The organism is Luteibacter anthropi (assembly GCF_023699965.1).
Lineage (GTDB): Bacteria > Pseudomonadota > Gammaproteobacteria > Xanthomonadales > Rhodanobacteraceae > Luteibacter > Luteibacter anthropi.
In genome coordinates, this window is the sequence record NZ_CP077072.1 from 4,233,559 (window position 1) to 4,255,502 (window position 21,944).

Annotated in this window: 20 protein-coding genes; 9 read left to right on the top strand and 11 right to left on the bottom strand. The window is 65.4% G+C overall.

Annotated features, from left to right (window positions below; all coding sequences use genetic code 11):
• Positions 1 to 89: 89 nt before the first annotated feature.
• Positions 90 to 689 (top strand): GNAT family N-acetyltransferase, encoded by a 600-nt coding sequence (locus KR767_RS17870; RefSeq protein ID WP_250877274.1) that lies wholly within the window; start codon positions 90 to 92, stop codon positions 687 to 689.
• On the opposite strand, the gene moeB is transcribed toward KR767_RS17870, so the two are convergent.
• From moeB to ndk, 8 genes are all read right to left on the bottom strand, one after another.
• Complete coding sequence (moeB, locus tag KR767_RS17875; protein ID WP_250877275.1) at positions 650 to 1,819, bottom strand: molybdopterin-synthase adenylyltransferase MoeB; 1,170 nt, start codon at positions 1,817 to 1,819, stop codon at positions 650 to 652. The genes KR767_RS17870 and moeB overlap by 40 nt on opposite strands.
• A 28-nt stretch (positions 1,820 to 1,847) precedes the next feature.
• Complete coding sequence (gene der / locus KR767_RS17880) at positions 1,848 to 3,245, bottom strand: ribosome biogenesis GTPase Der (protein WP_250877276.1); 1,398 nt, start codon at positions 3,243 to 3,245, stop codon at positions 1,848 to 1,850.
• Positions 3,246 to 3,269: 24 nt separating this feature from the next.
• A complete protein-coding gene (gene bamB / locus KR767_RS17885; RefSeq protein WP_250877277.1) occupies positions 3,270 to 4,469 on the bottom strand; it encodes an outer membrane protein assembly factor BamB in 1,200 nt (399 codons plus the stop codon).
• Positions 4,466 to 5,116 carry a YfgM family protein gene (locus KR767_RS17890; RefSeq protein ID WP_166946766.1) on the bottom strand — a complete coding sequence of 217 codons (651 nt, stop codon included), beginning with the start codon at positions 5,114 to 5,116 and terminating at the stop codon, positions 4,466 to 4,468. The genes bamB and KR767_RS17890 overlap by 4 nt, the downstream gene beginning before the upstream one ends.
• A gap of 151 nt (positions 5,117 to 5,267) precedes the next feature.
• Positions 5,268 to 6,335: a helix-turn-helix domain-containing protein gene (locus KR767_RS17895; protein ID WP_166946767.1), complete on the bottom strand. Its 1,068-nt coding sequence runs from the start codon at positions 6,333 to 6,335 to the stop codon at positions 5,268 to 5,270.
• Positions 6,332 to 7,078 (bottom strand): type IV pilus biogenesis/stability protein PilW, encoded by a 747-nt coding sequence (gene pilW / locus KR767_RS17900; protein WP_250877278.1) that lies wholly within the window; start codon positions 7,076 to 7,078, stop codon positions 6,332 to 6,334. The genes KR767_RS17895 and pilW overlap by 4 nt, the downstream gene beginning before the upstream one ends.
• Before the next feature lie 13 nt (positions 7,079 to 7,091).
• Positions 7,092 to 8,228 carry a dual-specificity RNA methyltransferase RlmN gene (gene rlmN / locus KR767_RS17905; RefSeq protein ID WP_250879183.1) on the bottom strand — a complete coding sequence of 379 codons (1,137 nt, stop codon included), beginning with the start codon at positions 8,226 to 8,228 and terminating at the stop codon, positions 7,092 to 7,094.
• Positions 8,225 to 8,650 carry a nucleoside-diphosphate kinase gene (ndk, locus tag KR767_RS17910; RefSeq protein WP_166946769.1) on the bottom strand — a complete coding sequence of 142 codons (426 nt, stop codon included), beginning with the start codon at positions 8,648 to 8,650 and terminating at the stop codon, positions 8,225 to 8,227. The genes rlmN and ndk overlap by 4 nt, the downstream gene beginning before the upstream one ends.
• A gap of 244 nt (positions 8,651 to 8,894) precedes the next feature.
• On the opposite strand from ndk, the gene KR767_RS17915 reads away from it, so the two are divergent.
• The 4 genes from KR767_RS17915 to KR767_RS17930 all read left to right on the top strand — a co-directional run bounded on the left by KR767_RS17915 (position 8,895) and on the right by KR767_RS17930 (position 14,236).
• The gene (locus KR767_RS17915) at positions 8,895 to 9,557 is read left to right on the top strand and encodes a TetR/AcrR family transcriptional regulator (RefSeq protein WP_166946770.1); all 663 of its coding nucleotides are present in this window, start codon (positions 8,895 to 8,897) and stop codon (positions 9,555 to 9,557) included.
• A gap of 37 nt (positions 9,558 to 9,594) precedes the next feature.
• The gene (locus tag KR767_RS17920) at positions 9,595 to 11,964 is read left to right on the top strand and encodes a 3-hydroxyacyl-CoA dehydrogenase/enoyl-CoA hydratase family protein (RefSeq protein ID WP_250877279.1); all 2,370 of its coding nucleotides are present in this window, start codon (positions 9,595 to 9,597) and stop codon (positions 11,962 to 11,964) included.
• Between the two features lie 52 nt (positions 11,965 to 12,016).
• Positions 12,017 to 13,225: an acetyl-CoA C-acyltransferase gene (locus tag KR767_RS17925; RefSeq protein ID WP_250877280.1), complete on the top strand. Its 1,209-nt coding sequence runs from the start codon at positions 12,017 to 12,019 to the stop codon at positions 13,223 to 13,225.
• 87 nt (positions 13,226 to 13,312) lie between these two features.
• Positions 13,313 to 14,236, top strand: coding sequence for an MBL fold metallo-hydrolase (locus tag KR767_RS17930; protein WP_250877281.1), 924 nt, complete (start codon positions 13,313 to 13,315; stop codon positions 14,234 to 14,236).
• A gap of 125 nt (positions 14,237 to 14,361) precedes the next feature.
• Here KR767_RS17930 and KR767_RS17935 read toward each other — a convergent pair whose 3' ends face one another.
• Positions 14,362 to 15,636 (bottom strand): NAD(P)/FAD-dependent oxidoreductase, encoded by a 1,275-nt coding sequence (locus tag KR767_RS17935; protein WP_250877282.1) that lies wholly within the window; start codon positions 15,634 to 15,636, stop codon positions 14,362 to 14,364.
• 156 nt (positions 15,637 to 15,792) lie between these two features.
• Here KR767_RS17935 and KR767_RS17940 point away from each other — a divergent pair, with 156 nt between their 5' ends.
• Positions 15,793 to 16,314 carry a 3-hydroxyanthranilate 3,4-dioxygenase gene (locus KR767_RS17940; protein ID WP_250877283.1) on the top strand — a complete coding sequence of 174 codons (522 nt, stop codon included), beginning with the start codon at positions 15,793 to 15,795 and terminating at the stop codon, positions 16,312 to 16,314.
• A 97-nt stretch (positions 16,315 to 16,411) separates the two neighbouring features.
• On the opposite strand, the gene KR767_RS17945 is transcribed toward KR767_RS17940, so the two are convergent.
• Positions 16,412 to 16,960, bottom strand: coding sequence for an NUDIX hydrolase (locus KR767_RS17945; protein ID WP_250877284.1), 549 nt, complete (start codon positions 16,958 to 16,960; stop codon positions 16,412 to 16,414).
• Between the two features lie 157 nt (positions 16,961 to 17,117).
• Between KR767_RS17945 and KR767_RS17950 the strand changes: the two genes are divergently transcribed.
• The 3 genes from KR767_RS17950 to KR767_RS17960 all read left to right on the top strand — a co-directional run bounded on the left by KR767_RS17950 (position 17,118) and on the right by KR767_RS17960 (position 21,312).
• A complete protein-coding gene (locus KR767_RS17950; protein WP_250877285.1) occupies positions 17,118 to 18,083 on the top strand; it encodes a hypothetical protein in 966 nt (321 codons plus the stop codon).
• Positions 18,084 to 18,296: 213 nt separating this feature from the next.
• Complete coding sequence (locus KR767_RS17955) at positions 18,297 to 19,784, top strand: amino acid permease (RefSeq protein WP_166946778.1); 1,488 nt, start codon at positions 18,297 to 18,299, stop codon at positions 19,782 to 19,784.
• Between the two features lie 88 nt (positions 19,785 to 19,872).
• Entirely contained in the window at positions 19,873 to 21,312 is a 1,440-nt protein-coding gene (locus KR767_RS17960) for an amino acid permease (RefSeq protein ID WP_166946779.1), read from the top strand.
• Positions 21,313 to 21,614: 302 nt separating this feature from the next.
• On the opposite strand, the gene KR767_RS17965 is transcribed toward KR767_RS17960, so the two are convergent.
• On the bottom strand, positions 21,615 to 21,944 hold the full coding sequence (locus tag KR767_RS17965) for a high-potential iron-sulfur protein (protein WP_166946780.1): 330 nt from the start codon (positions 21,942 to 21,944) through the stop codon (positions 21,615 to 21,617).

The following is a 21,944-nucleotide window of genomic DNA, read 5'->3' on the forward strand; positions in this document are numbered from 1 at the left end:
GGTGGATTATCCGTGATTTGGCGAGAATCCGCGATAGCGGCATGATCATGCCGGCTTCTGCAATATCTTGCCCGGGGCATACTGGTGCGATGACCATCGATACCGCTCCCTATCCACAGGACCTCACGGATGGCGTGGTGCGCCTGCGCGCCTATCGCGACGACGATGCCGAGGCATTGGCCGAAGCCATCCGCGAATCATCCACCTCGGCCGGACGCTGGATACCCTGGGCCCATGCCGGTTACGACGCCACCACCGCGCTCGACTGGATCCACCAGTGCAAGCAGGACTGGCTTATGGGCGTCGGCTACGAAATGGTGATCGTGGACGCTTCGAACGACCGCATCCTGGGCGGCATGGGCGTGAACCAGCGCCACCGCGAGCATGGCTTTGCCAACCTCGGCTACTGGCTGCGCGTGTCCGCGCGCGGCAAGGGGCATGTCACGCGGGCGGGCAAGCTCGCCCTCACCTTCGCCTTTGGCCCGGCCGCCCTGAGCCGCATCGAGATCGTGGCGGCGCACGACAACTGGCCCAGCCGGAAAGCCGCCAAGCGCATCGGAGGTATTTTCGAAGGTTTGTTGCGTAATCGACTGATTATCAACAAGACACCTGTCGATGCCGCGATGTATTCCGTGGTGCCGGGCGATCTTCAGATCGCGGCCGCGCACATCCTTTCCAGGTCCGAGTAACCCTCGAAGTGCGCATGTGTGCCGCAGCCCGGGCAGCCGGGATCGCGGCGCAGCTTCAGCTCGCGGAAGCGCATGCCCAGCGCGTCGTAGGTGAGCAAGCGACCGACCAGCGGCTGGCCGATATCGAGCACCAGCTTGATGGCTTCGGTGGCCTGTACGAGCCCAAGCGTACCCGGCAGCACACCAAGCACGCCGGCTTCGGCGCAGTTGGGCGCATCGGCCGCTGACGGCGGCTCGGGAAACAGGCAGCGGTAGCACGGGGAATCCTCGCGCCGCGGATCGAACACGCTCACCTGCCCCGTAAACCGCTCGATGGCGGCATAGACCATCGGCAGGCGCAGGCGCCGGGTGGCCGCTGCCAGCAGGTAGCGCGTGGCGAAATTGTCGGCGCCGTCGATCACCACGTCGTGATCGCGGATGAGCGCCTCGACGTTGTCGGCGCGCAGGCGATCCGCAACCACCTTGACGCTGATGCGCGGATTGAGCGCCATCATGGTCATGCGGGCGGATTCAGCCTTGCCCATGCCCACGCGCGCATCGTTATGCACGACCTGTCGGTGCAGATTGGAACGCTCGACGCGATCATCGTCGATAAGCGTGATGTGACCTACGCCAACGGCGGCCAGATAAAGCAGTGCGGGCGAACCAAGGCCGCCCGCACCGAGAACAACGATCCGGGCCTCGGCCAGCCTGGCCTGCCCGGCTTCGCCCACCTGGGACAGCAGAATCTGGCGGGAATAGCGTTCGGCGGCGTCGGTATCCAGTGCGCCCGCCGTCACCGGCAGGCCTGCCGTCTTCCACGCGCCCATGCCACCGGCCACGGAAGACACCCTTGCATACCCCATGCGCTGAAGCGCTTCAGCGGCCAGCAGCGAGCGCTGGCCGCTGCCACACAGCAACAGGATGTCCTGCGCCCGGTCTGGCGCGACCTGTTCGATACGGAGTTCAAGAAAGCCACGGGAGAGGCCGAGTGCCCCGGTCGGCGAGCCCGACGCCCGCTCGTTGTCCTCGCGGACATCGATCAGCAGGCCACCGGCCTGTTGCCGGGCCAGCGCCTCATCGGCGCCGATTTCGGGAACCCGCGAGCGCAGGTCGGACAACCAGCGCTCGCGATCGAGACCTTCGGACATGCGTGGCACCTCCACGCGACGCGCGAGCCTACTTCTCGCGACGCTTCGCGTTACGAATCATGCGCTGACGTTTGCGCTGCTGGCTGTCGGTCAGCACGTTGCGGCGACCCGCGAAGGGGTTTTCGCCATCACGGAATGCGATGTGGATCGGTGTGCCTTCCAGGCGGAAGCGCTTGCGGAAGAAGCCTTCGAGATAACGGCGATATGCCGGCGCAATGTGCTTCGTACGGCTGCCGTGGATCACGATCGTGGGCGGATTGGTGCCGCCCGGATGCGCGAAGCGCAGCTTCGGCGCATGACCACGCACCAGCGGCGGCTGGTACGACTCGTAGGCCCTTTCCAGCGTCTGCGTCAGCTCGGACGAGCTCAGCTCCTTCGTGGCGGCTGCGTGCGCACGAATCACGGCCTTCATCAGCTCGCGCAGGCCAGAGCCATGCAGGGCCGAAATGAAAACCGTCTTTGCCCAGTCGGCGAACTGCAGGCGGCGTTCAAGCGCCTTCTGCGTCTGCTCGCGCTGGTAGCTGTCCATGCCGTCCCACTTGTTCACGGCGATGACCAGGGCACGCCCTTCTTCGATCACGTGCCCGATGAGGGTGAGATCCTGGTCGGCCAGGTTCTCGCGGGCGTCGATCATGATCACCGTAACCTGTGCCGCAGAAATACTCTGCAAGGTCTTGATGACACTGAACTTCTCTACGCCATCCTCGACACGGGCCTTGCGACGGACGCCGGCCGTGTCGATCAGCGTATAGCGCCGGCCATCGCGCTCCAGGGGAACGCGGATGGGGTCGCGCGTGGTGCCCGCCAGATCGGAGACGATCAGGCGGTCTTCGCCGAGCAGGCGATTGATCAGGGTGGACTTGCCGGCATTCGGGCGGCCCACGATGGCCACGCGGATGCCCTGCTCTTCCTCGGAAAGCTGCTCTTCTTCCTCTTCGGGAAGATACGGCATGGCCTTGGCGACGATGGTGTCCACGCCACGGCTGTGAGCCGCGGAGGTCGGAATCGTGTCGGCCACGCCAAAGGTGGCGAACTCGCCGAGCGCGGTGGGCTCGTCCACGCCGTCGGTCTTGTTGACCACGACGATGATCGGCTTGCCGCTGCGGCGCAGCTCGTTGAGGATCGAGGCATCGAGGGGCAGCACGCCGTCGCGGGCATCACCCACGAAGACCAGCACGTTCGCCTCGGCAATGGCCAGGCGAACCTGCTGCGCGGTGAGGCCTTCAATGCCCTCGTCGCTGCCGGAAAGACCTCCGGTGTCCACGACCACGAAGGGGCGCGGACCAAGATGACAGACACCGTAGTGTCTGTCGCGAGTAACGCCGGGCATATCGGCGACGAGGGCGTCCCTGCTACGCGTCAGTGCGTTGAAGAGGGTCGACTTACCGACGTTGGGGCGGCCGACCAGGGCGACGACGGGTAACATGGGGAAAGCGGGAATCCTAGTAAATCAGTGCGACGAGAGACGGTAGGCGCCGATATGGCCCTCCACGTCCTCGACGTACACGGTATCGCCCGACACAACCGGCTGGGCGCGAATGGCCTTCTTCGACAGGCGCTCACGACCAACGATCTTGCCGTCGCTGCCGTTGAGCCAGTGGATGTGACCATCGAGGTCGCCGAGAACGACGAAGTCGCCCTGCGCGGCCGGTGCAGTGAGCCAGCGGTATTTCAGGCCGTCCTGCTTCCAGATGCTGGCGCCCGTCGACTTGTCGAAGGCGAACACCTGGGATTGGTCATCCACGCCATAGACGGCATCGCCGTGCACGTCGAGGGAGGTGTAAGTGGAGAAGGCATGGTTCCACAGCGGGCGACCGCTGGGACCATCCACCGCCGTGAGCTGGCCGTGGTAGGCCGAGCCATAGAGCGTGCTGCCGTCGAGCACGATGGCGCCGTCGGCGTCGCTCAGGCGGTCGATTTCGGTACGGCCTTCACCGGTGGCGAGGGCCTGCTCCCAGAGCTTTTCGCCGTTGTCGAGGCGGATCGCCACGAGCTTGCCGTCGTCGCTGCCGAGGAAGATCACGCCGTTGGCAACCAGCAGGCGGCCATTGCCGCGCAGCGTGAGGTTGGGCACCTGCGACTGGTCGTAGGCCCAGCGACGCTCGCCATTGGTGGCGTCGAGGCCATACACGCGGCCATCGTTGCAGCGGACTACCACGAGGCCACCGACCACCACCGGGCTGGTGATGACTTCGGAGGACACTTCGGCGGCCCAGCGGCGCTCGCCGTCCTTCGCGTTCATGGCGTAGACGTGGCCGTCGAGGGTGCCCACGGCAACGAGGTCGCCGGCAGCGCCCGGACCACCCGAGAAACGGGCGTCTTCACGCTTGGCGTCGCCCCAGCCGAACCAGCCGTGCTGGCGGGTGCTCTTGGACCACAGCGTTTTGCCGGTGCTGGCATCGAACGCGGCGATCTTGCCATCGGTGCTGGCGGCGTAGACCACGCCATCGACCACGGCCGGGCGCATGCGCACGCCGGACTGGCCGGCGCCGTCGCCGAGGCTGTTCTTCCACAGGCGCTCCACCTTCACGGTGGGCTCGAACTTCTTGTCAAGCGGGGTCGGCGGTTCGACGTTTTCCTTCTTGAACGAATGGCAGCCGGCCAGAACGACCAGCGACGAAGTCAACGCGATTGCCCAGAAACGTTTCATGCACCCTGCTTCCCGGCCACAGCCAGATCATCGAGTTTGGTTTGAACCACACCGCGTTGCGGTGCGCTGTCGCCCATGGCAGCGATCGCCGCCTGATAAGCCTTGCGTGCGTCGTCCTGGCGTCCCAGCTTGACAAGGGCATCGCCGCGGAGTTCCTCCGATACGGAAACGAAGGCCTTGCCCGGCATGGCGTCGAGCGCGGCCAGGGTCTCCTGCGCCTTGCCCTGCGCAAACTTCAGCTGGGCGTCGCGCAGCGATACGAGCGTCTTGAGGGTGTCGTCGGACGCGTGCGACCTGGCCCAGTCGATGTCGGCGGCGGCCTTGTCGAGCTGGCCTGCCACGACGTTGCGCTGGGCGCGCTCACCGGCGGCGAACACGGACCACGCCGTGTCGGCGTAGTCCTTCATGAGGGTTTCGGTGCGCATGTCGATGTCCGCGGCGCGGTTCTGCGCAACGGCGGCCTGCAGGGCCGAGTATTCGGACGCGGCGGCCTGCTCGTGGCCCGCGCGATGCGATTTCCACTGCTGCCAGCCGAAGATCAGGACCAGGCCGAGGGCCACACCCACCACGATGCTGACGCCATTCTTGCGCAGCCACTGCTGGACGCGCTCGCCCTGTTCGTAATCGTCGTATACGTCGAATGCCATGCAATCACCCACTGCGCTCCGCGCAGCATACATAGAAGGGAACGGCCCCACGCCGGCCATCGGGGATGGCGGCGAGGATCAATAAGCAAGGATACCTGAAAAGTACGCGCGGACGGCGCAGCCATGAGGCCGCGCCTTTACCCGCGGATCATCAGTTGGCGACGGGGGACGCCTTGCCGTCGCGGATGTCCACATGGAAACGGGCCACGTTGGCGCGGCGGAAGCTCTCCAGCTGCACGGGCTCGCCATCGACGCTGACCTGCGCGCCCTGGGCATTGCCGATGCGGACGTCGAGCGGGCTGTCGCTGCGGTAGGACTTCTGCGTGCCGGCCGGCAGGATGCCGTATTCCAGACGCGAGCCATCGGCGGCGGTGACTTCGACCCAGCTGGCGGACGGCAGGTTCAGGCTGAGGCTGTGGGCGCCCTGCCCGTTTTCCGTGGCGGCGGGCTGGGCCGGCGCCACGGCGCTGGCCAGCGGGGCCTTGGATGCATTGCCCAGCGGCGGGAACATGGCCATGGAGGCCAGGACCGGCTGCTGGTCTTCCACGTGCTGCTCCACCACCGGAGCGGCCGGCGCGACGGCCGTGGCCACGGCGCTCGCCAGGGCGGCGGAGGTGCCAGCCGGCGCCGGGGCGTCCTGCTGGGCCACCGGGGTGGCATCCAGCGGAGCCAGGCGCGGCATATCGCGGTCGAGCGTGCCACGCACACCCAGCCATACCATGGGCACCACGATCACGGCCGTGAGCACCACGTAGGTGGCTGCCGTGACATAGCGTTCGAGGAGGTAGCGCGAATGCGAGACGCCACCGGTGACGACCAGATCGGGCTGTCGCGGCGACAGGCGGGCGACCTCGGCCTGGATGGCGGCCTCGTCCACACCTACATGACGGCCGTATTTGCCGAGATAGCCGGCCAGGTAGACCTGGTAGTCGATGCCCGCGTAGTCCCCCGCCTCAAGCTGGCGAAGCAGGCGGGTGGGCAGGCGCAGAGCCTGGCCACAGGCGTCGATGGTGTAGCCGCGGGCTTCGCGAGCCGCCCGCAGGCGGCCGCCAAAGCTGCCTTCGGACACGTGATCGATCAACACGCGGCCGTTGTCTTCCGCACTGGCATGGTTCTGCGGTTCCACGGCGTCCTCCTTGGAAATAGATGGCTCGATGCCGGCGAACAGGTCCTGTTCGCTCTCGTCACGCCCGGGCTGGTTCGAAGAAACTGAGGTCATTGACGTGCGGTGGCTTCGAGTGCGTGCGCGGGTTCCGAATCCGGGAACGTTTCGCGCAGGCGTTTGGCGTAATCCTGGGCACCCTCCCCGTTGCCCAGCCGGAGCTCGATGTCGTGACCGAGCTTCAATGCCTCCGGACTCGGTGCCCCGAGCGCCTCTAGGCGCTGCAGGAAGGCGCGAGCCCGGAATGCATCGTTCTTAAGGTACAACACGCGGGCCGTCTGAAACAGGGCATCCGCGTTGTTCGGATTGCGGGCAAGCGCTTTCCGGAAGTATTCCTCGGCCGAAACGTAGTCCCCGGACTGCATCTCGCAGGTGCCGGCATTGGACAGGGCGAGGTCAGGCGTTTCGTAGAAAGGGTCGGCCAGGGCCCTGTCGAAGTAGGGCTTGGCCTCGGCGGCGCGGTTCTGCTTGCACAGGAAGGCGGCCAGGTTGTTGTTGACCGAGCCCTTCTTCGGGTCGAACTCCACCGCCTTGCGATAGTGCAGCTCGGCATTGACCGGGTCGTTGATGCGCTCGTAGAGCACGGCAATCACGGTATGGGCCGGAACGTATTTCGGATCGAACTGGAGGGCTTTCTGGAGTTTCTCCATGGCGCCTTCCAGGTTGCCGTCCTGCATGTAGCGCTGGCCGAGCTCCGTGTGAACCTCGGCACCCTTGGCGCGGTTGTCGGCTGCCGTAGTGGGACGCAGTCCGGAGCCGTCGCCGGAACAACCGGCGCACGCCAGGACGAGCCCGACCAACAGCCCCCACCGCTCAAGCCGCATTCACCACTCCCTCTTCGAGCTTCTTGCGGAACTCCGCCTGACGGCGGGTACGGTCCACCACCTGGCCCTTCAGCTGGCCGCAGGCGGCATCGATGTCGTCGCCGCGGGTACGGCGCAGCATGGTCAGCACACCGGCGTTGAGCAGCTGGGTCTGAAAGGCCCGGATCTCGTCGGCGTCGGAACGCTCGAAACGAGCGCCCGGGAACGGGTTGAACGGAATGAGGTTGACCTTGTTGGCACCCGGCAGGCGGCGCATGAACTTCACCAGCTGGCGCGCGTGCTCGGGGCGGTCGTTCACGCCCTTCATGAGGGTGTATTCGAAGGTGATCGACGTACGCGGCGCGCGACGGATGTAGCGCTCGCAGGCCGCCATGAGCTCGGCCAGCGGGTAGCGCTTGTTCAGCGGCACCAGCTCGGTACGCAGCTCGTCGTTGGCGGCGTGCAGCGACACGGCCAGCGAGACGTCGCTCTCGGCCGAGAGCTTGTCGATCATGGGCACGAGGCCCGCCGTGGAGAGCGTGACGCGCTTGCTGGCCAGGCCGAAGCCCAGGTCGTCGCGCATCAGGCTCATGGCCTTGACCACGTTGTCGAAGTTCAGCAGCGGCTCGCCCATGCCCATCATCACCACGTTGGTGATGCGGCGCTTCTGGTGCGGGACGTTGCCGAGGTATTTGGCCGCCACCCACACCTGGCCGATGATCTCGGCGGTGGAGAGGTTGCGGGAGAAGCCCTGCGTGGCCGTGGAGCAGAATTGGCAGTTCAGGGCGCAGCCCACCTGCGAGGACACGCAGAGCGTGCCGCGGGTGGGCTCCGGGATGTACACGGTCTCGATGGCGTTGCCGCCATCCATGCCCAGCAGCCACTTGTGGGTGCCGTCGATCGCGCCCTTTTCGAACACGGTGGACGGCGGCCCGACATAGCAGGTGGCCTCGAGCTTTTCGCGAAGGGCCTTGCCGACATCGGTCATCTTGCCGAAATCGCTTTCAAGTCGGTGGTAGATCCACTTCATGACCTGGTCGGCGCGATAGGGCTTCTCGCCCAGGCTGGCGAAGAAATCGCGCAGCCCCTGGCGATCGAAATCGAGAAGGTTGACCTTGTCGGCAGGCGTATTCACGGCATGACTCAGTGCGAGACGACTTCCGTGGAACGGAAGAAGTAGGCGATCTCGACCGCGGCGGTCTCGGCGGCATCGGAGCCGTGGACAGCGTTGGCGTCGATCGAATCGGCGAAGTCGGCGCGGATGGTGCCCGGCGCGGCGTCCTTCGGGTTGGTGGCGCCCATCAGGTCGCGGTTCTTGAGGATCGCGCCTTCGCCTTCCAGCACCTGGATGACGACCGGGCCCGAGATCATGAACTCGACGAGGGCGTTGAAGAACGGGCGCTCCTTGTGGACGGCGTAGAAGCCTTCGGCTTCGGCGCGGCTCAGCTGCTGCATGCGCTGGGCGACGACCTTGAGGCCGGCCTTCTCGAAACGGGCGACGATTTCACCGATGACGTTCTTCTTGACGGCGTCGGGCTTGATGATCGAAAGGGTGCGCTCCAGCGCCATGCGAATGCTCCGGGAAATGTGGACGATAGGTAAAAGACTACCGGGACGCCTGGCGACGCCCGGTGAAAGTTTGGAGCCAAAGCCGTCCGGAATGACGGACTTAGCTCACGAAATCTTGACAGATTCTAGCTGATTCGCAAGGGAAATGCAGTCATGTGCGGACGCAGATTGACCCTCGCGAGCAGCCGGGCGTATTCTCAAACAATCGTTTGATTCAAACCACCCTCCTTCGGAGTCTGCCGACATGACGAGCGCCCCCTACGCGTCCCGCGAACGCAGCACGAAGGAGCGCATCCTGGGCGCGGCCGAGGCACTGTTCGCCACCCATGGCTTCGCCGGGGCCTCGCTGCGCCAGGTCACGGCCGCCGCCCGGGTGAACCTTGCCGCCGTCAATTACCACTTCGGGTCCAAGGACAAGCTCATCGAAGAGGTGTTCCGGCGCCGGCTCGACGAACTGAACAGCCGCCGCATGGCGGCACTGAACCGGATCGCAGGCGACTCTGAGACCACGCTCGAGGATGTCCTCGACGCCTACATCCGCCCGGCGCTGGATCTCTCCCGCAACGACGGCGGCGGCGCGGCCTTCGTGCGCGTGCTCGCCCGGGCCTACGCCGAACACAACGAAACCCTGCGCCGCTTCCTGTCCGACAACTACGGCCACGTGCTGCGCCAGTTCGCAGGCGAATTCGCCCGCCTGCTGCCGGGGCTGGCCAAGGAAGAGATCTACTGGCGCCTCGATATCGTCACCGGGGCACTCACTTACGCCATGGCCGACTTCGGCATCATCCAGCGCAAGAGCGACGTCGACGAGCACGCGCACCGCGAAGCCGCCGCCGACCATCTCATCCGCTTTGCCGCCGCCGGCATGCGCAACCCTTCCGTTTCGAACTCCCCGGTCAGCCGCTGACCGGCCACGCTCTTTCAAGCACCATCCGGAGAACACCATGACCGCAACACCGTTACGCATTCGCAAGGCCGCGGTACTCGGCGCCGGCGTCATGGGCGCGCAGATTGCCGCGCACCTGACGAACGCCAACGTGGAAACCGTGCTGTTCGACCTTCCCGCCAAGGAAGGCCCCAAGAGCAGCATCGCCCTCAAGGCCATTGCCAACCTCGCCAAGCTCTCGCCGGCCCCGCTCGCCGAGAAGTCGCTGGGCGCCGCCATCATCCCGGCCAACTACGAGGACGACCTCGCGGAGCTGGCCGACGTGGACCTCGTGATCGAGGCCATTGCCGAACGGATGGACTGGAAGCTCGATCTGTATACGAAGATCGCACCGCACGTATCGAAGACCGCCGTGCTGGCCAGCAACACTTCCGGCCTGTCGATCAACGGCCTGGCCGAAGCGCTGCCCGAAACGCTGCGCCACCGCTTCACCGGCGTGCACTTCTTCAATCCGCCGCGCTACATGCACCTGGTAGAGCTCATCCCCACCCGCCTCACCGACAGCGCCGTGCTCGAAGGCCTCGAAGCCTTCCTCACCACGACGCTCGGCAAGGGTGTTGTCTACGCCAAGGACACCCCGAACTTCATCGGCAACCGCATCGGCGTGTTCTCGATGCTGTCCACCATGTTCCACACCGAGCAGTTCGGCCTGGGCTTCGACACCGTCGACGCGCTGACCGGCCCGGCCATCGGCCGCCCGAAGAGCGCTACCTTCCGTACCGCCGACGTGGTGGGCCTGGACACGCTCGCCCACGTGGTCAAGACCATGGGCGACACCCTGCCCGACGACCCGTGGCACAAGTATTTCCAGCCGCCGGTGTGGCTGAAGGGCCTCATCGAGAAGGGCGCCATCGGCCAGAAGGTCGGTGCCGGCTTCTATCGCAAGGCGGGCAAGGACATCGTCGTCCTTGATCTGGCGAAGCAGGATTACCGTCCGTCGGAAGGCAAGGCCTCCGACGAGGTCGCCGCCATCCTCGCCATCAAGGATCCCTCGGAGAAGTTCGCGAAGCTGCGCGCTTCGTCCGATCCGCAGGCGCAGTTCCTGTGGGCCGTGTTCCGCGACCTCTTCCACTACACCTCCTACCACCTCGCCGACATCGCCGAGACGGCGCGTGACGTCGACTTCGCCATCCGCTGGGGCTACGGCTGGAAGCTCGGTCCGTTCGAGCTGTGGCAGACCGCTGGCTGGCAGCAGGTGGCTGGCTGGATCGCCGAGGACATCGCCGCCGGCAAGACCATGAGCAACGCTCCGCTGCCCGCCTGGGTCACCGATGGCCGCAACGGCGTGCATGGCAAGGGCGGCTCCTACTCCGCCAGCGCCAACGCCGAGAAGCCGCGCTCGTCGCACCCGGTGTACCAGCGCCAGCCGTTCCCCGATGCGATCCTTGGCGAGAAGTTCGACCAGGGCACCACCGTCTGGGAAAACGACGGCGTGCGCCTGTGGACCACGGGCGACGACATCGGCGTCATCTCATTCAAGACCAAGATGCACACGGTCAACGATCAGGTACTCGACGGCATTCAGCATGCCATCGGCCTCGCCGAGCAGCAGTTCCGCGGCGTGGTGCTGTGGCAGCCTTCCGAGCCGTTCTCGGCCGGTGCCGACCTCAAGGGCGCGCTGGGCCTCCTCCAGGCCGGCAGGCTCGCCGAGTTCGAGGCCATGGTGGCGAACTTCCAGGCCACCAGCATGCGCATCAAGTACTCGCTGGTGCCGGTGATTGCCGCCGTGCGCGGCCTCGCCCTGGGCGGAGGCTGCGAATTCCAGATGCATTCGGCCCGCACCGTGGCGGCGCTGGAAAGCTACATCGGCCTGGTCGAGGCCGGCGTGGGCCTGCTTCCGGCCGGTGGCGGCCTGAAGGAACTGGCCGTGCGCGCCGCCCAGCACAACCCGGAAGACCCGTTCGAATACCTGAAGAAGGTGTTCGAGACGGTGGCCATGGCGAAGGTCTCCACCAGCGCGCTCGAAGCCAAGACGCTCGGCCTGCTGCGCAAGGACGACATCGTGGTGTTCAACGCCTACGAACTGCTCCACGTCGCCAAGGCCCAGGCCCGCGCGATGGCCGAATCCGGCTACCGTCCGCCTCTCCCGGCGCGCGCGATCCCGGCCGCAGGTGACACCAGCACGGCCACGTTCAAGGCGTCGCTGGCGAACCTCGCCGAGGGCTACTTCGCTTCGGCGCACGACATCGAGATCGCCAGCCGCATCGCCGACACGCTGTCGGGCGGCCGCATCGAGCGCGGTTCGCCGGTGGACGAAGAGTGGCTGCTCGCCCTCGAGCGCAAGCACTTCGTCGAACTGGCGCAGACCGAAAAGACCCAGGCCCGCATCGCCCACACGATGACGACGGGCAAGCCGCTGCGTAACTGACGCGCCACGCGCTCCTACGCAACCGACCTGCCCACTTAAAGGAATCACCTCCATGAGCAAGCAAGTGCAAGACGCCTACATCGTCGCCGCCACCCGCACCCCGGTAGGCAAGGCGCCGCGCGGCGTGTTCCGCAACACCCGTCCCGACGACCTGCTCGCCCACGTCATCCGTGCCGTGATGGAACAGGCCCCGGGCATCGACCCGGCCATGATTGCCGACGCCATCATCGGCTGCGCCATGCCGGAAGCCGAGCAAGGCATGAACGTGGCACGCATCGGCGTGCTGCTGGCCGGCCTGCCGGAACAGGTGCCGGGCGTCACCATCAACCGCTTCTGCTCGTCGGGCGTGCAGGCCATCGCCATGGCGGCCGACCGCATCCGCCTGGGCGAAGCCGACCTGATGCTGGCCGGTGGCACCGAGACAATGAGCATGGTGCCGATGATGGGCCACAAGGTGGCGATGAACCCCGCCATCTTCGAGAACGACGAAAACCGCGCCATTGCCTTCGGCATGGGCATCACCGCCGAGAAGGTGGCCGAGCGCTGGAAGGTCAGCCGCGAGGATCAGGACGCCTTCGCCCTGCAGTCGCACCAGCGTGCGCTGGCGGCCATCCAGGCCGGCGAGTTCAAGGACGAGATCACCCCGTTCCAACTCGACGACCGCTACCCGGATCTCAAGAACCGCACGGTGAAGGAAGACCGCCGCATCATCTCCATCGATGAAGGCCCGCGCGCCGACACCTCGCTGGAAGTGCTCGGCAAGCTGCGCCCGGTGTTCCGCAACGGCCAGTTCGGCGGCTCGGTCACGGCGGGCAACTCCTCGCAGATGTCCGACGGCGCAGGCGCACTGCTGCTGGCCAGCGAAAAGGCCATCAAGGACTACGGCCTCACCCCCATCGCCCGCTTCGTGGGCTTCTCGGTGGCGGGTGTGGCCCCGGACATCATGGGCATCGGTCCGAAGGAAGCGATTCCGAAGGCACTGAAGCAGACCGGCATTCGCCAGGACCAGCTCGACTGGATCGAACTCAACGAAGCCTTCGCGGCCCAGGCGCTCGCCGTCATCCGTGATCTCGGCCTCGATCCGTCCAAGGTGAATCCGTTGGGTGGCGCCATCGCCCTCGGCCACCCGCTGGGTGCCACGGGCGCCATCCGCGCCGCCACGCTGATCCACGGCCTGCGCCGTCGCAAGCAGAAGTACGGCATGGTGACGATGTGCATCGGCACCGGCATGGGTGCGGCAGGCGTCTTCGAAGCCCTGTAACCTTTTGTAGGAGCGCGCCTGCGCGCGACCGGTTTTCGCGCCACACCCGGTCGCGCGCAAGGCGCGCTCCTACAAATGAGGGATTTCATGCACGGCATTCATACCATCGACACCGGCTTCGGCCGCCCTTCATTCGACGCGGCGTATCTCGTCGTCGAACGTGGGCGCGGGGCCTTTATCGACAGCGGCACATCGCACTCCGTGCCACGGCTTCTCGGCGCGGCCGACAAGGCCGGCCTGCAGCCCGCCGATATCGACTGGGTGATCCTCACCCATGTGCACCTGGATCACGCAGGCGGTGCGGGTGAGCTGATGCGGCACCTGCCGAATGCCAGGCTCGCAGTGCATCCGCGCGGGGCAAGGCACATGATCGATCCGTCGATTCTTATTGCCGGTGCCACGGCCGTGTATGGCGAGGCAGCCATGCGCCGCGATTACGGCGATATCGTGCCGGTGCCCGAGGACCGCGTCGTGGAAGCTACCGACGGCTTCGTGGTGGACCTGGCTGGCCGCGCCCTGCTCTGCATCGACGCACCGGGCCACGCAAGGCACCACATTGCCATCCACGACGAACGCGCCAACGCGTTCTTCACCGGCGACGTCTTCGGCCTGTCCTATCGCGAACTGGATACGGCAAAAGGGCCGTTCATCCTGCCCACCACATCTCCCGTGCAGTTCGATCCCGACGAGGCGCATGCTTCCATCGATCGCATGCTCCGCTACAAGCCGGAAGCCATGTACCTCACCCATTACGGCCGCGTGGAAGACGTGCGCCGACTGGCGACCGACCTGCACGAGCAGATCGACGCGATGGTGGCAATGGCGCGTCGTCATGCAGGGGATGCGGATCGGGAAGCACTGATGGCGGAAGATTTCCGGGCGCTTTACGTGCGCCGCGCACTGGCGCATGGCGTGAGCCTGCCGCCGGAAGAGATCGCCAGGCTGCTGAAAATCGACATCCGGCTGAATGCGCAAGGCGTCGCTGTCTGGCTAGGCAAGCACCAACACTAAACCCAGTTGCCAATCCCCTGTAGGAGCGCGCCTTGCGCGCGACAGACCCGATGAAACGATAACGAAGGGGTTGGCGTTTTCCGCCATAGCCACGGTCGCGCGCAAGGCGCGCTCCTACGGGGTGGCTAGCCTTCCATGCGGGATTTCATCCAGTCGGCGAATTCGTATTTCCAGTACATGCCCTGCGCGGCGAGATAGCCGAAGGGCTTGTGCACCGGGTCGAGGCCGAATCCGGCGTAGGCATCCAGTTGCGAATCGCCCGAGGCAATGGCGTCTGCCAGTGCCTCGCCGGCAGCGCATGTGGGCGCCAGGCCATGACCGCCGAACGCCTGGGCATACCACAGGCCGTTACCGTGCGTGCCGATCTGCGGCATCTCGTGGCGCGCATAGCTCATAAGGCCCGACCACGCATGCTCTACCTTTACGCCCTTCAGCGACGGAAATACCTTGAGCAGATCCCGTGTAAGCAACCGCTGCACACCATGCGCCGAACGGTCGCGAATGGAGATGCGGCCGCCCCACAGCAGGCGGGTATCGTTGAGCGGCCGGTAATAGTCGAAGGCAAACCGCGTGTCATAGATCGCCGCGCGCGTCCGCAGGCATTCCGACAGGCGATTCCCCAGCGGCTCGGTCACCATCACATACGTGGCAATGGGCAGGATCGAACGATCGATACGGCGATCAAGGCCGGCCAGGTAACCGCCACAGGCCAGCACCACCTGAGGCGTTTCGATCTCGGCATCGCCCACGCGAAGCACCCAGCGCGCTCCCCGCCGCTCCAGCATCCGCACCCGCGAATGCTCGTGGATGGTGACACCCGCCGCCTCGGCCACGCGCGCCAGTCCCCGCGCATAGGCCAGCGGATCGATATGCAGCGCGTTCCGCTCATACAGGCCGTCGTGATAACGCTTGCTGTGCACGAACTCGTGCATCGCATCGGCGGGAATCCACTGCCAGTCGACGCCGTAATGCTCCGCCAGCAACCGCTGCCTGTCGCGAAGCACGCGCCCGTCGCGGAACCAGTTCGCCCACACGACGCCCGCGTCCACCATGTCGCAATCGATGGACAGCGACACGATACGCTCACGGATCAGGTTCACGGCGTCCACGGTGCGGGCGTGCAGCGCCCTCGCCCGCTCCGCGCCGATGCGATCCAGCAGCGCTTGCTCGCCCAGCGAATAGCCCGCAAACACGAAGCCACCGTTGCGCCCGGACGCACCGAAGCCGATGGTTTTGGCCTCCAGCAGCACGACGTCGCGCACGCCTCGCGCTGCCAGGCCCAGCACCGTGTTCAGCCCGGCAAATCCCCCGCCCACGACGACCACCGCAGCTTCGCGCCGCCCCTGGGGGGCCGGGCGGGAGGCGGGTTCGGGGGCGCTGGCGTGGTACCACGACGCCATGGGGGTTCCATTGCAGGAGGGAGTTATCCTTGTACGACACGGACGTGCGCGCCGGAAGCCCCTTGCCCGAGGCCGGTCATACCGCCTACAGCCTCGCCCGCTCGCTGCGGCCGGCCCGGGAGTATCATCGGCGGACGTTTCCACGAAGCCGCCTCCATGAGCCTGCTACCACCCATCGACCTCAAGCGCTGGATCGACGAACACCGCGCCCTGCTCAAGCCTCCGGTCGGCAACAAGTGCATCGTGGATGGCGACTTCATCATCATGATCGTCGGCGGCCCCAATGCCCGCACCGACTATCACTACGACGAAGGCCCGGAATTCTTCTACCAGCTCGAAGGCGAGATGGTGCTGAAAGTGCAGGACAACGGCACGGCTCGCGATATTCCGATCCGTGCCGGCGAAATCTTCTACCTACCCGCACGCGTGCCGCATTCGCCGCAACGCATGCCCGACTCCATCGGCCTGGTCGTCGAGCGCCGCCGTATTGCCGGTGAGCGCGACGGCCTGCTGTGGTTCTGCGAGAACTGCAATACGAAGCTGTTTGAAGCGTATTTCTTGCTGGACAGCATCGAAAGCGATTTTCCGCCGGTATTCGAGCGCTTCTATCGCTCGCTCGAAGCCCGCACCTGCAAGCAGTGCGGCACCGTGCACCCCGCCCCCGCGAAATACGCCTGACTGTAGGAGCGTGCTTGCGCGCGACCAGGGGTTGCGAAAAACCCCGGTCGCGCGCAAGCACGCTCCTACAACGCAGCTCCCCCTCCGCCGTCGCGCACTACCCCTTTTGGGTGGCGAGCCATTTACGAGCCATGCGGCGCAGCGACTCATCTGCCGTCACATCGCCGGCAGTGGCCTCGATCGATCGCCATTCCAGCGCCAGCGATTCCTCGTTGGCCTCGAAAACTTCCGAGCCACGAGTCACCACGACGTAGCGCACGTCGAAGTGCCAGTGCTCCGGCTCATGGCCGCGCTGCGGAATCCGGTGTGCGTCGATATCGAAGATGTCCGGCAGCACGGCGAGATCGCGCAACCCCGTCTCCTCTTCCGCCTCGCGCAAGGCGACATGCGCCAGATCTGCATCACCATCGGCATGCCCGCCCGGCTGTAGCCAGCGCTGCAGCTTGCGATGGTGCATCAGCAGCACGCGCTCGCCATCGGCGCTCACCAGCCAAGCGGAACCGGTGAAGTGACCTTCGAGCGTCTCACGGTGAAAAGGACGCTCTTTCGTGGCAAGCCAGTCGCTGAACCGCGAGGTGTCGGGCTCGTCCGGCCAGCGTGAAGCGTAGTGATGGAAGGCCTGGGCCAGGGCGTTAACTGACGTCATGACGGATATCGCTGAAATCCAGCCGCAAATATTCGCACGATTTTTCAGACTAGTCCGATATTCAGCGCCATGGGCTGCTCCCTAGGATGGATTCCGACACGCCACAAGGCGTATCGCCCCATCCAGCAGTCCGACTGCACCACGCAAGGAAACGCGAATGCCGCCTTCCCTCATTGCCCGCGCCGTGCCGGCGGGCGCCCTGGCGCTCGCCGTCGTTTCGGCTCCAGCGATCGCCTCCAGCACCGCCAACTTTACCGGCCCGCTGGTTACGCCGGCCGTCAACACCCTGCCGCAAGGGGTGTTCAACATCGAGCCCTATCTCATCCACTCCAACCTGCGAGGCAGTTACGACGACACGGGTGGCCGCCATACATCGCACCCGAAGTTCCGCCAGTGGCAGATCGCCGTGCCCATGACCTACGGCATCACGGATGCCTTTGGCATCCAGGTCACACCCACCGCCGCACGTACCTCCGGTGGTGGTAGCCACACCGACGGCCTGCGCATCGGCGACACCAACGTTCGTCTGCAACAGCGCCTGCTGGGGCCAGCCGCCGATGGCACTGGCACCATTCTCGCCGTCGCCCTTGCACGCAACATCACCACCGGCAAGTACCACAGGCTCGACACCAATCCGCTCAATGGCACCGGCAGCGGCGCGGCTCGCACCGTGTTTACCGTGGGCGCACAGCGTCTCTACTGGCTCGACGACGGCCAGGCGCTGCGTTGGCGCAGCCAGGTGGCCTGGAGCCCTTCGCCCGACCGCATTCGCATACGCGATGCGAGCGTGTACGGTACCGACGCCGGATTCCGAGGTCACGCCACGCCGGGCCAGATGTGGAACGCCACCCTGGCGGCCGAGTACGCACTGGACACCCGCTGGGTGCTCGTGGGCGAAGCCATCTGGAACCGGACCGGCACGGTGCGCGTGCGTGGCAGTGCGGGCAATGGAACGGCGGTGGACCGCCGCCTGCCGTTCGCCAGCTCGTTCAGCCTGGCGCCTGCGGTCGAATACCACTTCAACGCCAGCATCGGTCTTATCGCCGGTGTGCAGTTCACCGTGGCCGGGCGAAACGTTACCGATTACGTAGCGCCGCAGGCCGCCCTGAACATGGTTTTCTGAGCACCAACGAACATTCATGCACAACCGCCGCAAGTCATGGTCGCCGCGTCACCGCCTCATGCAAGGCATTGGTATGCCTCGCATTGCAGCTTGTACCGCCAAGCCCCGCTGGGCTATGGTGCGGAGCCGACGCTCTGGGGCAGCGGCGTGCCCACCGTGCAAAACGCGGCGGTCCCAACAAAAAAAGCAATATTCCGGCTGTAGGGGAGACACATGCTGAAACACCTTTTTGCGACGCATCCGATCGAGGCGGCGCCGCACGTAGATGCTGGTGAACATATCGATACGGGTGCGCACGGAGGCGACCTCAAACGAGTGCTTACCGCGCGTCACCTCATCCTTCTCGGTATCGGCGCCGTCATCGGTGCGGGTATCTTCGTCATTACCGGACAGGCCGCCGCTCTGCATGCCGGCCCCGCCCTGGTCATCAGCTTCATCATCGCCGCCTTCGCCTGCGCCCTGGCCGGACTGTGCTACGCCGAGTTCGCCGCCATGCTTCCCGTCTCCGGTAGCGCCTACTCTTATTCTTATGCCACGCTCGGCGAGTTTGTCGCCTGGTTCGTCGGCTGGAACCTGGTCCTCGAATACCTCTTCGCCGCCGCCACCGTCGCCGCGGGCTGGTCGGGCTACGTCAACGAACTGCTGGGCCTCATCGGCCAGATGATCGGAAGCAATGTCACGCTGCCTGCCGAGCTGGCATCGGCCCCGTTCCAGTTCGTCAATGGCCACATCCAGGCCACCGGCACGCTCATCAACCTGCCTGCCGTGATCATCATCGCCGCGCTGTCCGGCCTGTGCTACGTCGGCATCACCCAGTCGGCCTTCGTCAACTCGATCATCGTGGCGATCAAGGTCACCGTGATCCTGCTGTTCCTGGCCTTCGCCATCCGCCTGGTCAATCCGGAAAACTGGCATCCGTTCATTCCGCCGCAGGAAGGTGAAGGCGTGTTCGGATGGAGTGGCATCTTCCGTGCCGCCACCATCGTGTTCTTCTCCTACGTGGGCTTCGACGCCGTGTCGACCGCCGCCGGTGAAGCGAAGAACCCGCAGCGCGACATGCCCATCGGCATTCTCGGCTCGCTGGCCATCTGCACGGTGCTGTACATCGCCGTGGCGCTGGTGCTCACCGGCATCGCCCCGTTCCGCATGCTGAACACGCCGGAGCCGGTCGCCACCGCGCTGGGCCTGTATCCGCAGCTCTCGTGGCTGAAGACCATCGTGGTGCTTGGCGCCATCACCGGCCTGTCGTCGGTGATCCTGGTCATGCTCATGGGCCTGCCGCGCATCTTCTTTTCCATGGCACGTGACGGCCTGCTGCCGCCGGTGCTGGCGAAGGTGCATCCGCGCTTCCGCACGCCGTACATCGGCTCGGTGATCGTCGGCGTGGCCGCGGCTGCCATGGCCGGCCTGTTCCCGGTGAGCGTGCTGGGCGAACTGGTATCCATGGGCACCCTGCTCGCCTTCGCCACGGTCTGCCTGGGCGTGCTGATCCTCCGCTACACCCGTCCGGATCTCAAGCGCAGCTTCCGCGTGCCGCTCGTGTGGCCCATCTGCATCCTCGGCGCCATCTCCTGCGTCTACCTGTTCTGGCAGGCCTTCGAGGAGCACTGGCGCCTCATGGTCGGCTGGATCGTCATCGGTCAGCTGATCTACTTCGGTTACGGCTACGCGCACAGCAAGCTGCGCAAGTCGCTGGGCTGAGGTCGCTCTTCCTGTCGGGGCCGGCGGAATCCGCCGGCCCCTCTCATTTGCCGGTATCCTTTGCCGCTTTTCTTAATTCAGGCCGTCCATGCTCGATCAGCTGCTCGCCAAGAAATCACCTCAAGCCGAACCCGACGACGCGCACGGCCCGGCCCTGCGACGCACCCTCGGTCCGTGGGGCCTCACCGCCCTCGGCATCGGTGCGGTGATCGGCGGCGGCATCTTCGTCATCACGGGCGTGGCGGCAGCCGAGCACGCCGGACCGGCGATCATCCTGTCCTTCGTCATCGCGGCGATCTGCAGCGTGTTCACCGCGCTGTGCTACGCAGAGTTTGCCTCGCTGATTCCCGTTTCGGGCAGCGCCTATTCCTATGCCTATGCCACGCTCGGTGAAGGGGCCGCCTGGTTCATCGGCTGGAACCTCATTCTCGAATACGGCGTATCCGCGTCCGCGGTGGCCGTGAGCTGGACGGGCTACTTCGTCAGCCTGCTCGACCATGTCGGCATCCACATCCCGCCCGCACTCACCAATGCGCCACTCGACTTCGTCGACGGCCACCTGGTAACCACCGGCGCGCTGTTCAACCTGCCTGCCGTGGGCATCACCCTCGCCCTCACCTGGCTCTGCTACGTGGGTATCCGCGAATCCGCCGGACTGAACATGGCGATGGTGCTGCTGAAGACCGCGCTCATCATCGTGGTGATCGTGGTAGGCGCCAGCCACATCGACACCTCGCACTGGCATCCGTTCATCCCCGAAAACCAGGGCGGCGACAAGTACGGCTGGCCGGGCATCCTGCGCGGCGCCTCCATGGTGTTCTTCGCCTATATCGGATTCGAAGCCACCTCCACGGCGGCCCAGGAATCCAAGAACCCACAGCGCGACATGCCTATCGGCACGCTGGCCTCGCTGGGTATCTGCACGGTGCTGTATATCGCCATGGCGGCGGTGCTTACCGGCCTCGTGCCGTTCAGCGAACTGGACACTGCCGAGCCGGTCGTCACCGCCATCCGCAACCATCCGGAACTGAGCTGGTTGCGTGGCATCGTGGAAGTCGGCGCACTCATCGGCCTGTCGTCGGTGGTGCTGGTGATGATCATCGCGCAGCCGCGCATCTTCATGATCATGGGCCGCGACGGTCTCATGCCGAAAGTGTTCACCACGATCCACCCGAAGTACCGCACGCCACACATCAACACCGTCATCACCGGACTTGGCATCGCACTGCTCGCTGCCGTGTTCCCGTTGAACCTGCTCGGTGACCTCACCTCGATGGGCACGCTCGTCGCGTTCTGCGCCGTGTGCATCGGTGTGTTGATCCTGCGACGCTCCGCACCCGATGTGCCGCGTTCGTTCCGCGTCCCGTTTGCGCCGATCACCTGCACGCTCGGTGTGCTGAGCTGCCTGTTCCTTCTTTACTCGATGGGTGTGCGCAACTGGGTGTTGATGGGTGTGTGGACGGTCGTCGGCATCATCGTCTACTTCGCTTACAGCTACCGCCACAGCCGCCTTCGCCAGCCCCGTTGAGGGCTGTTTCCGGGGCGTGACAACGATTTCGTTAAAATTCTGGAAAGTTATGACAAGCAACTGATTTATCTAGCTAATAGATAAATTTTAGCCTGCCGTTTAACTGCCATTGGCCGGTCATGCTTCGAGGGGAGTATGATCCCCGTTCCGAGGGTAAATCACTTGGCAGTGGGCCCCGGATTGCCGCCCAGTGCGTCAGGCGGGTCAGCTCCTCGGCCTGGCGCGCTTGGGCTGCATTTTGATCGTCCCAACAGAAAGGCCAGCCTCGTCGGCTGGCCTTCATGTTTTTACCCGGACTGAATTCAGGCAACGTGGGTGTGCGACACGCACCAGCCCTTCGCGGCCACGGCCTTACCGGGGAACAACTGGCACGGGCCCCAGGCACCACCGGTTTTACCCTGGTAAAAACTGCAATCGGCGCATGCGTCCGATCCCTTGCGGCCCTGCCCCTTGCTGGCATCTTCCACGTACTTCAGCGCCGAGGCGGTGGGGTCCGACGGCGACAGATGCGGCAGATCCTGCGCGCGGGCCAGGCGCGGAAGCGAGCCCAGAACCGTGGCGGCGGCTACGCTGCCCGCAGCCACCTTGAGGAAGCGACGGCGCCCCTCATTATTCGAATCGTGATGCGACAT

Bases quoted from the DNA above. Each gene is read 5' to 3' on its own strand.
- KR767_RS17870 (WP_250877274.1), top strand. From the start codon at position 90: ATGACCATCGATACCGCTCCCTATCCACAGGACCTCACGGATGGCGTG.
- moeB (WP_250877275.1), bottom strand. From the start codon at position 1,819: ATGTCCGAAGGTCTCGATCGCGAGCGCTGGTTGTCCGACCTGCGCTCG.
- der (WP_250877276.1), bottom strand. From the start codon at position 3,245: ATGTTACCCGTCGTCGCCCTGGTCGGCCGCCCCAACGTCGGTAAGTCG.
- bamB (WP_250877277.1), bottom strand. From the start codon at position 4,469: ATGAAACGTTTCTGGGCAATCGCGTTGACTTCGTCGCTGGTCGTTCTG.
- KR767_RS17890 (WP_166946766.1), bottom strand. From the start codon at position 5,116: ATGGCATTCGACGTATACGACGATTACGAACAGGGCGAGCGCGTCCAG.
- KR767_RS17895 (WP_166946767.1), bottom strand. From the start codon at position 6,335: ATGACCTCAGTTTCTTCGAACCAGCCCGGGCGTGACGAGAGCGAACAG.
- ndk (WP_166946769.1), bottom strand. From the start codon at position 8,650: ATGGCGCTGGAGCGCACCCTTTCGATCATCAAGCCCGACGCCGTCAAG.
- KR767_RS17915 (WP_166946770.1), top strand. From the start codon at position 8,895: ATGACGAGCGCCCCCTACGCGTCCCGCGAACGCAGCACGAAGGAGCGC.
- KR767_RS17920 (WP_250877279.1), top strand. From the start codon at position 9,595: ATGACCGCAACACCGTTACGCATTCGCAAGGCCGCGGTACTCGGCGCC.
- KR767_RS17925 (WP_250877280.1), top strand. From the start codon at position 12,017: ATGAGCAAGCAAGTGCAAGACGCCTACATCGTCGCCGCCACCCGCACC.
- KR767_RS17930 (WP_250877281.1), top strand. From the start codon at position 13,313: ATGCACGGCATTCATACCATCGACACCGGCTTCGGCCGCCCTTCATTC.
- KR767_RS17935 (WP_250877282.1), bottom strand. From the start codon at position 15,636: ATGGCGTCGTGGTACCACGCCAGCGCCCCCGAACCCGCCTCCCGCCCG.
- KR767_RS17940 (WP_250877283.1), top strand. From the start codon at position 15,793: ATGAGCCTGCTACCACCCATCGACCTCAAGCGCTGGATCGACGAACAC.
- KR767_RS17945 (WP_250877284.1), bottom strand. From the start codon at position 16,960: ATGACGTCAGTTAACGCCCTGGCCCAGGCCTTCCATCACTACGCTTCA.
- KR767_RS17950 (WP_250877285.1), top strand. From the start codon at position 17,118: ATGCCGCCTTCCCTCATTGCCCGCGCCGTGCCGGCGGGCGCCCTGGCG.
- KR767_RS17955 (WP_166946778.1), top strand. From the start codon at position 18,297: ATGCTGAAACACCTTTTTGCGACGCATCCGATCGAGGCGGCGCCGCAC.
- KR767_RS17960 (WP_166946779.1), top strand. From the start codon at position 19,873: ATGCTCGATCAGCTGCTCGCCAAGAAATCACCTCAAGCCGAACCCGAC.
- KR767_RS17965 (WP_166946780.1), bottom strand. From the start codon at position 21,944: ATGTCGCATCACGATTCGAATAATGAGGGGCGCCGTCGCTTCCTCAAG.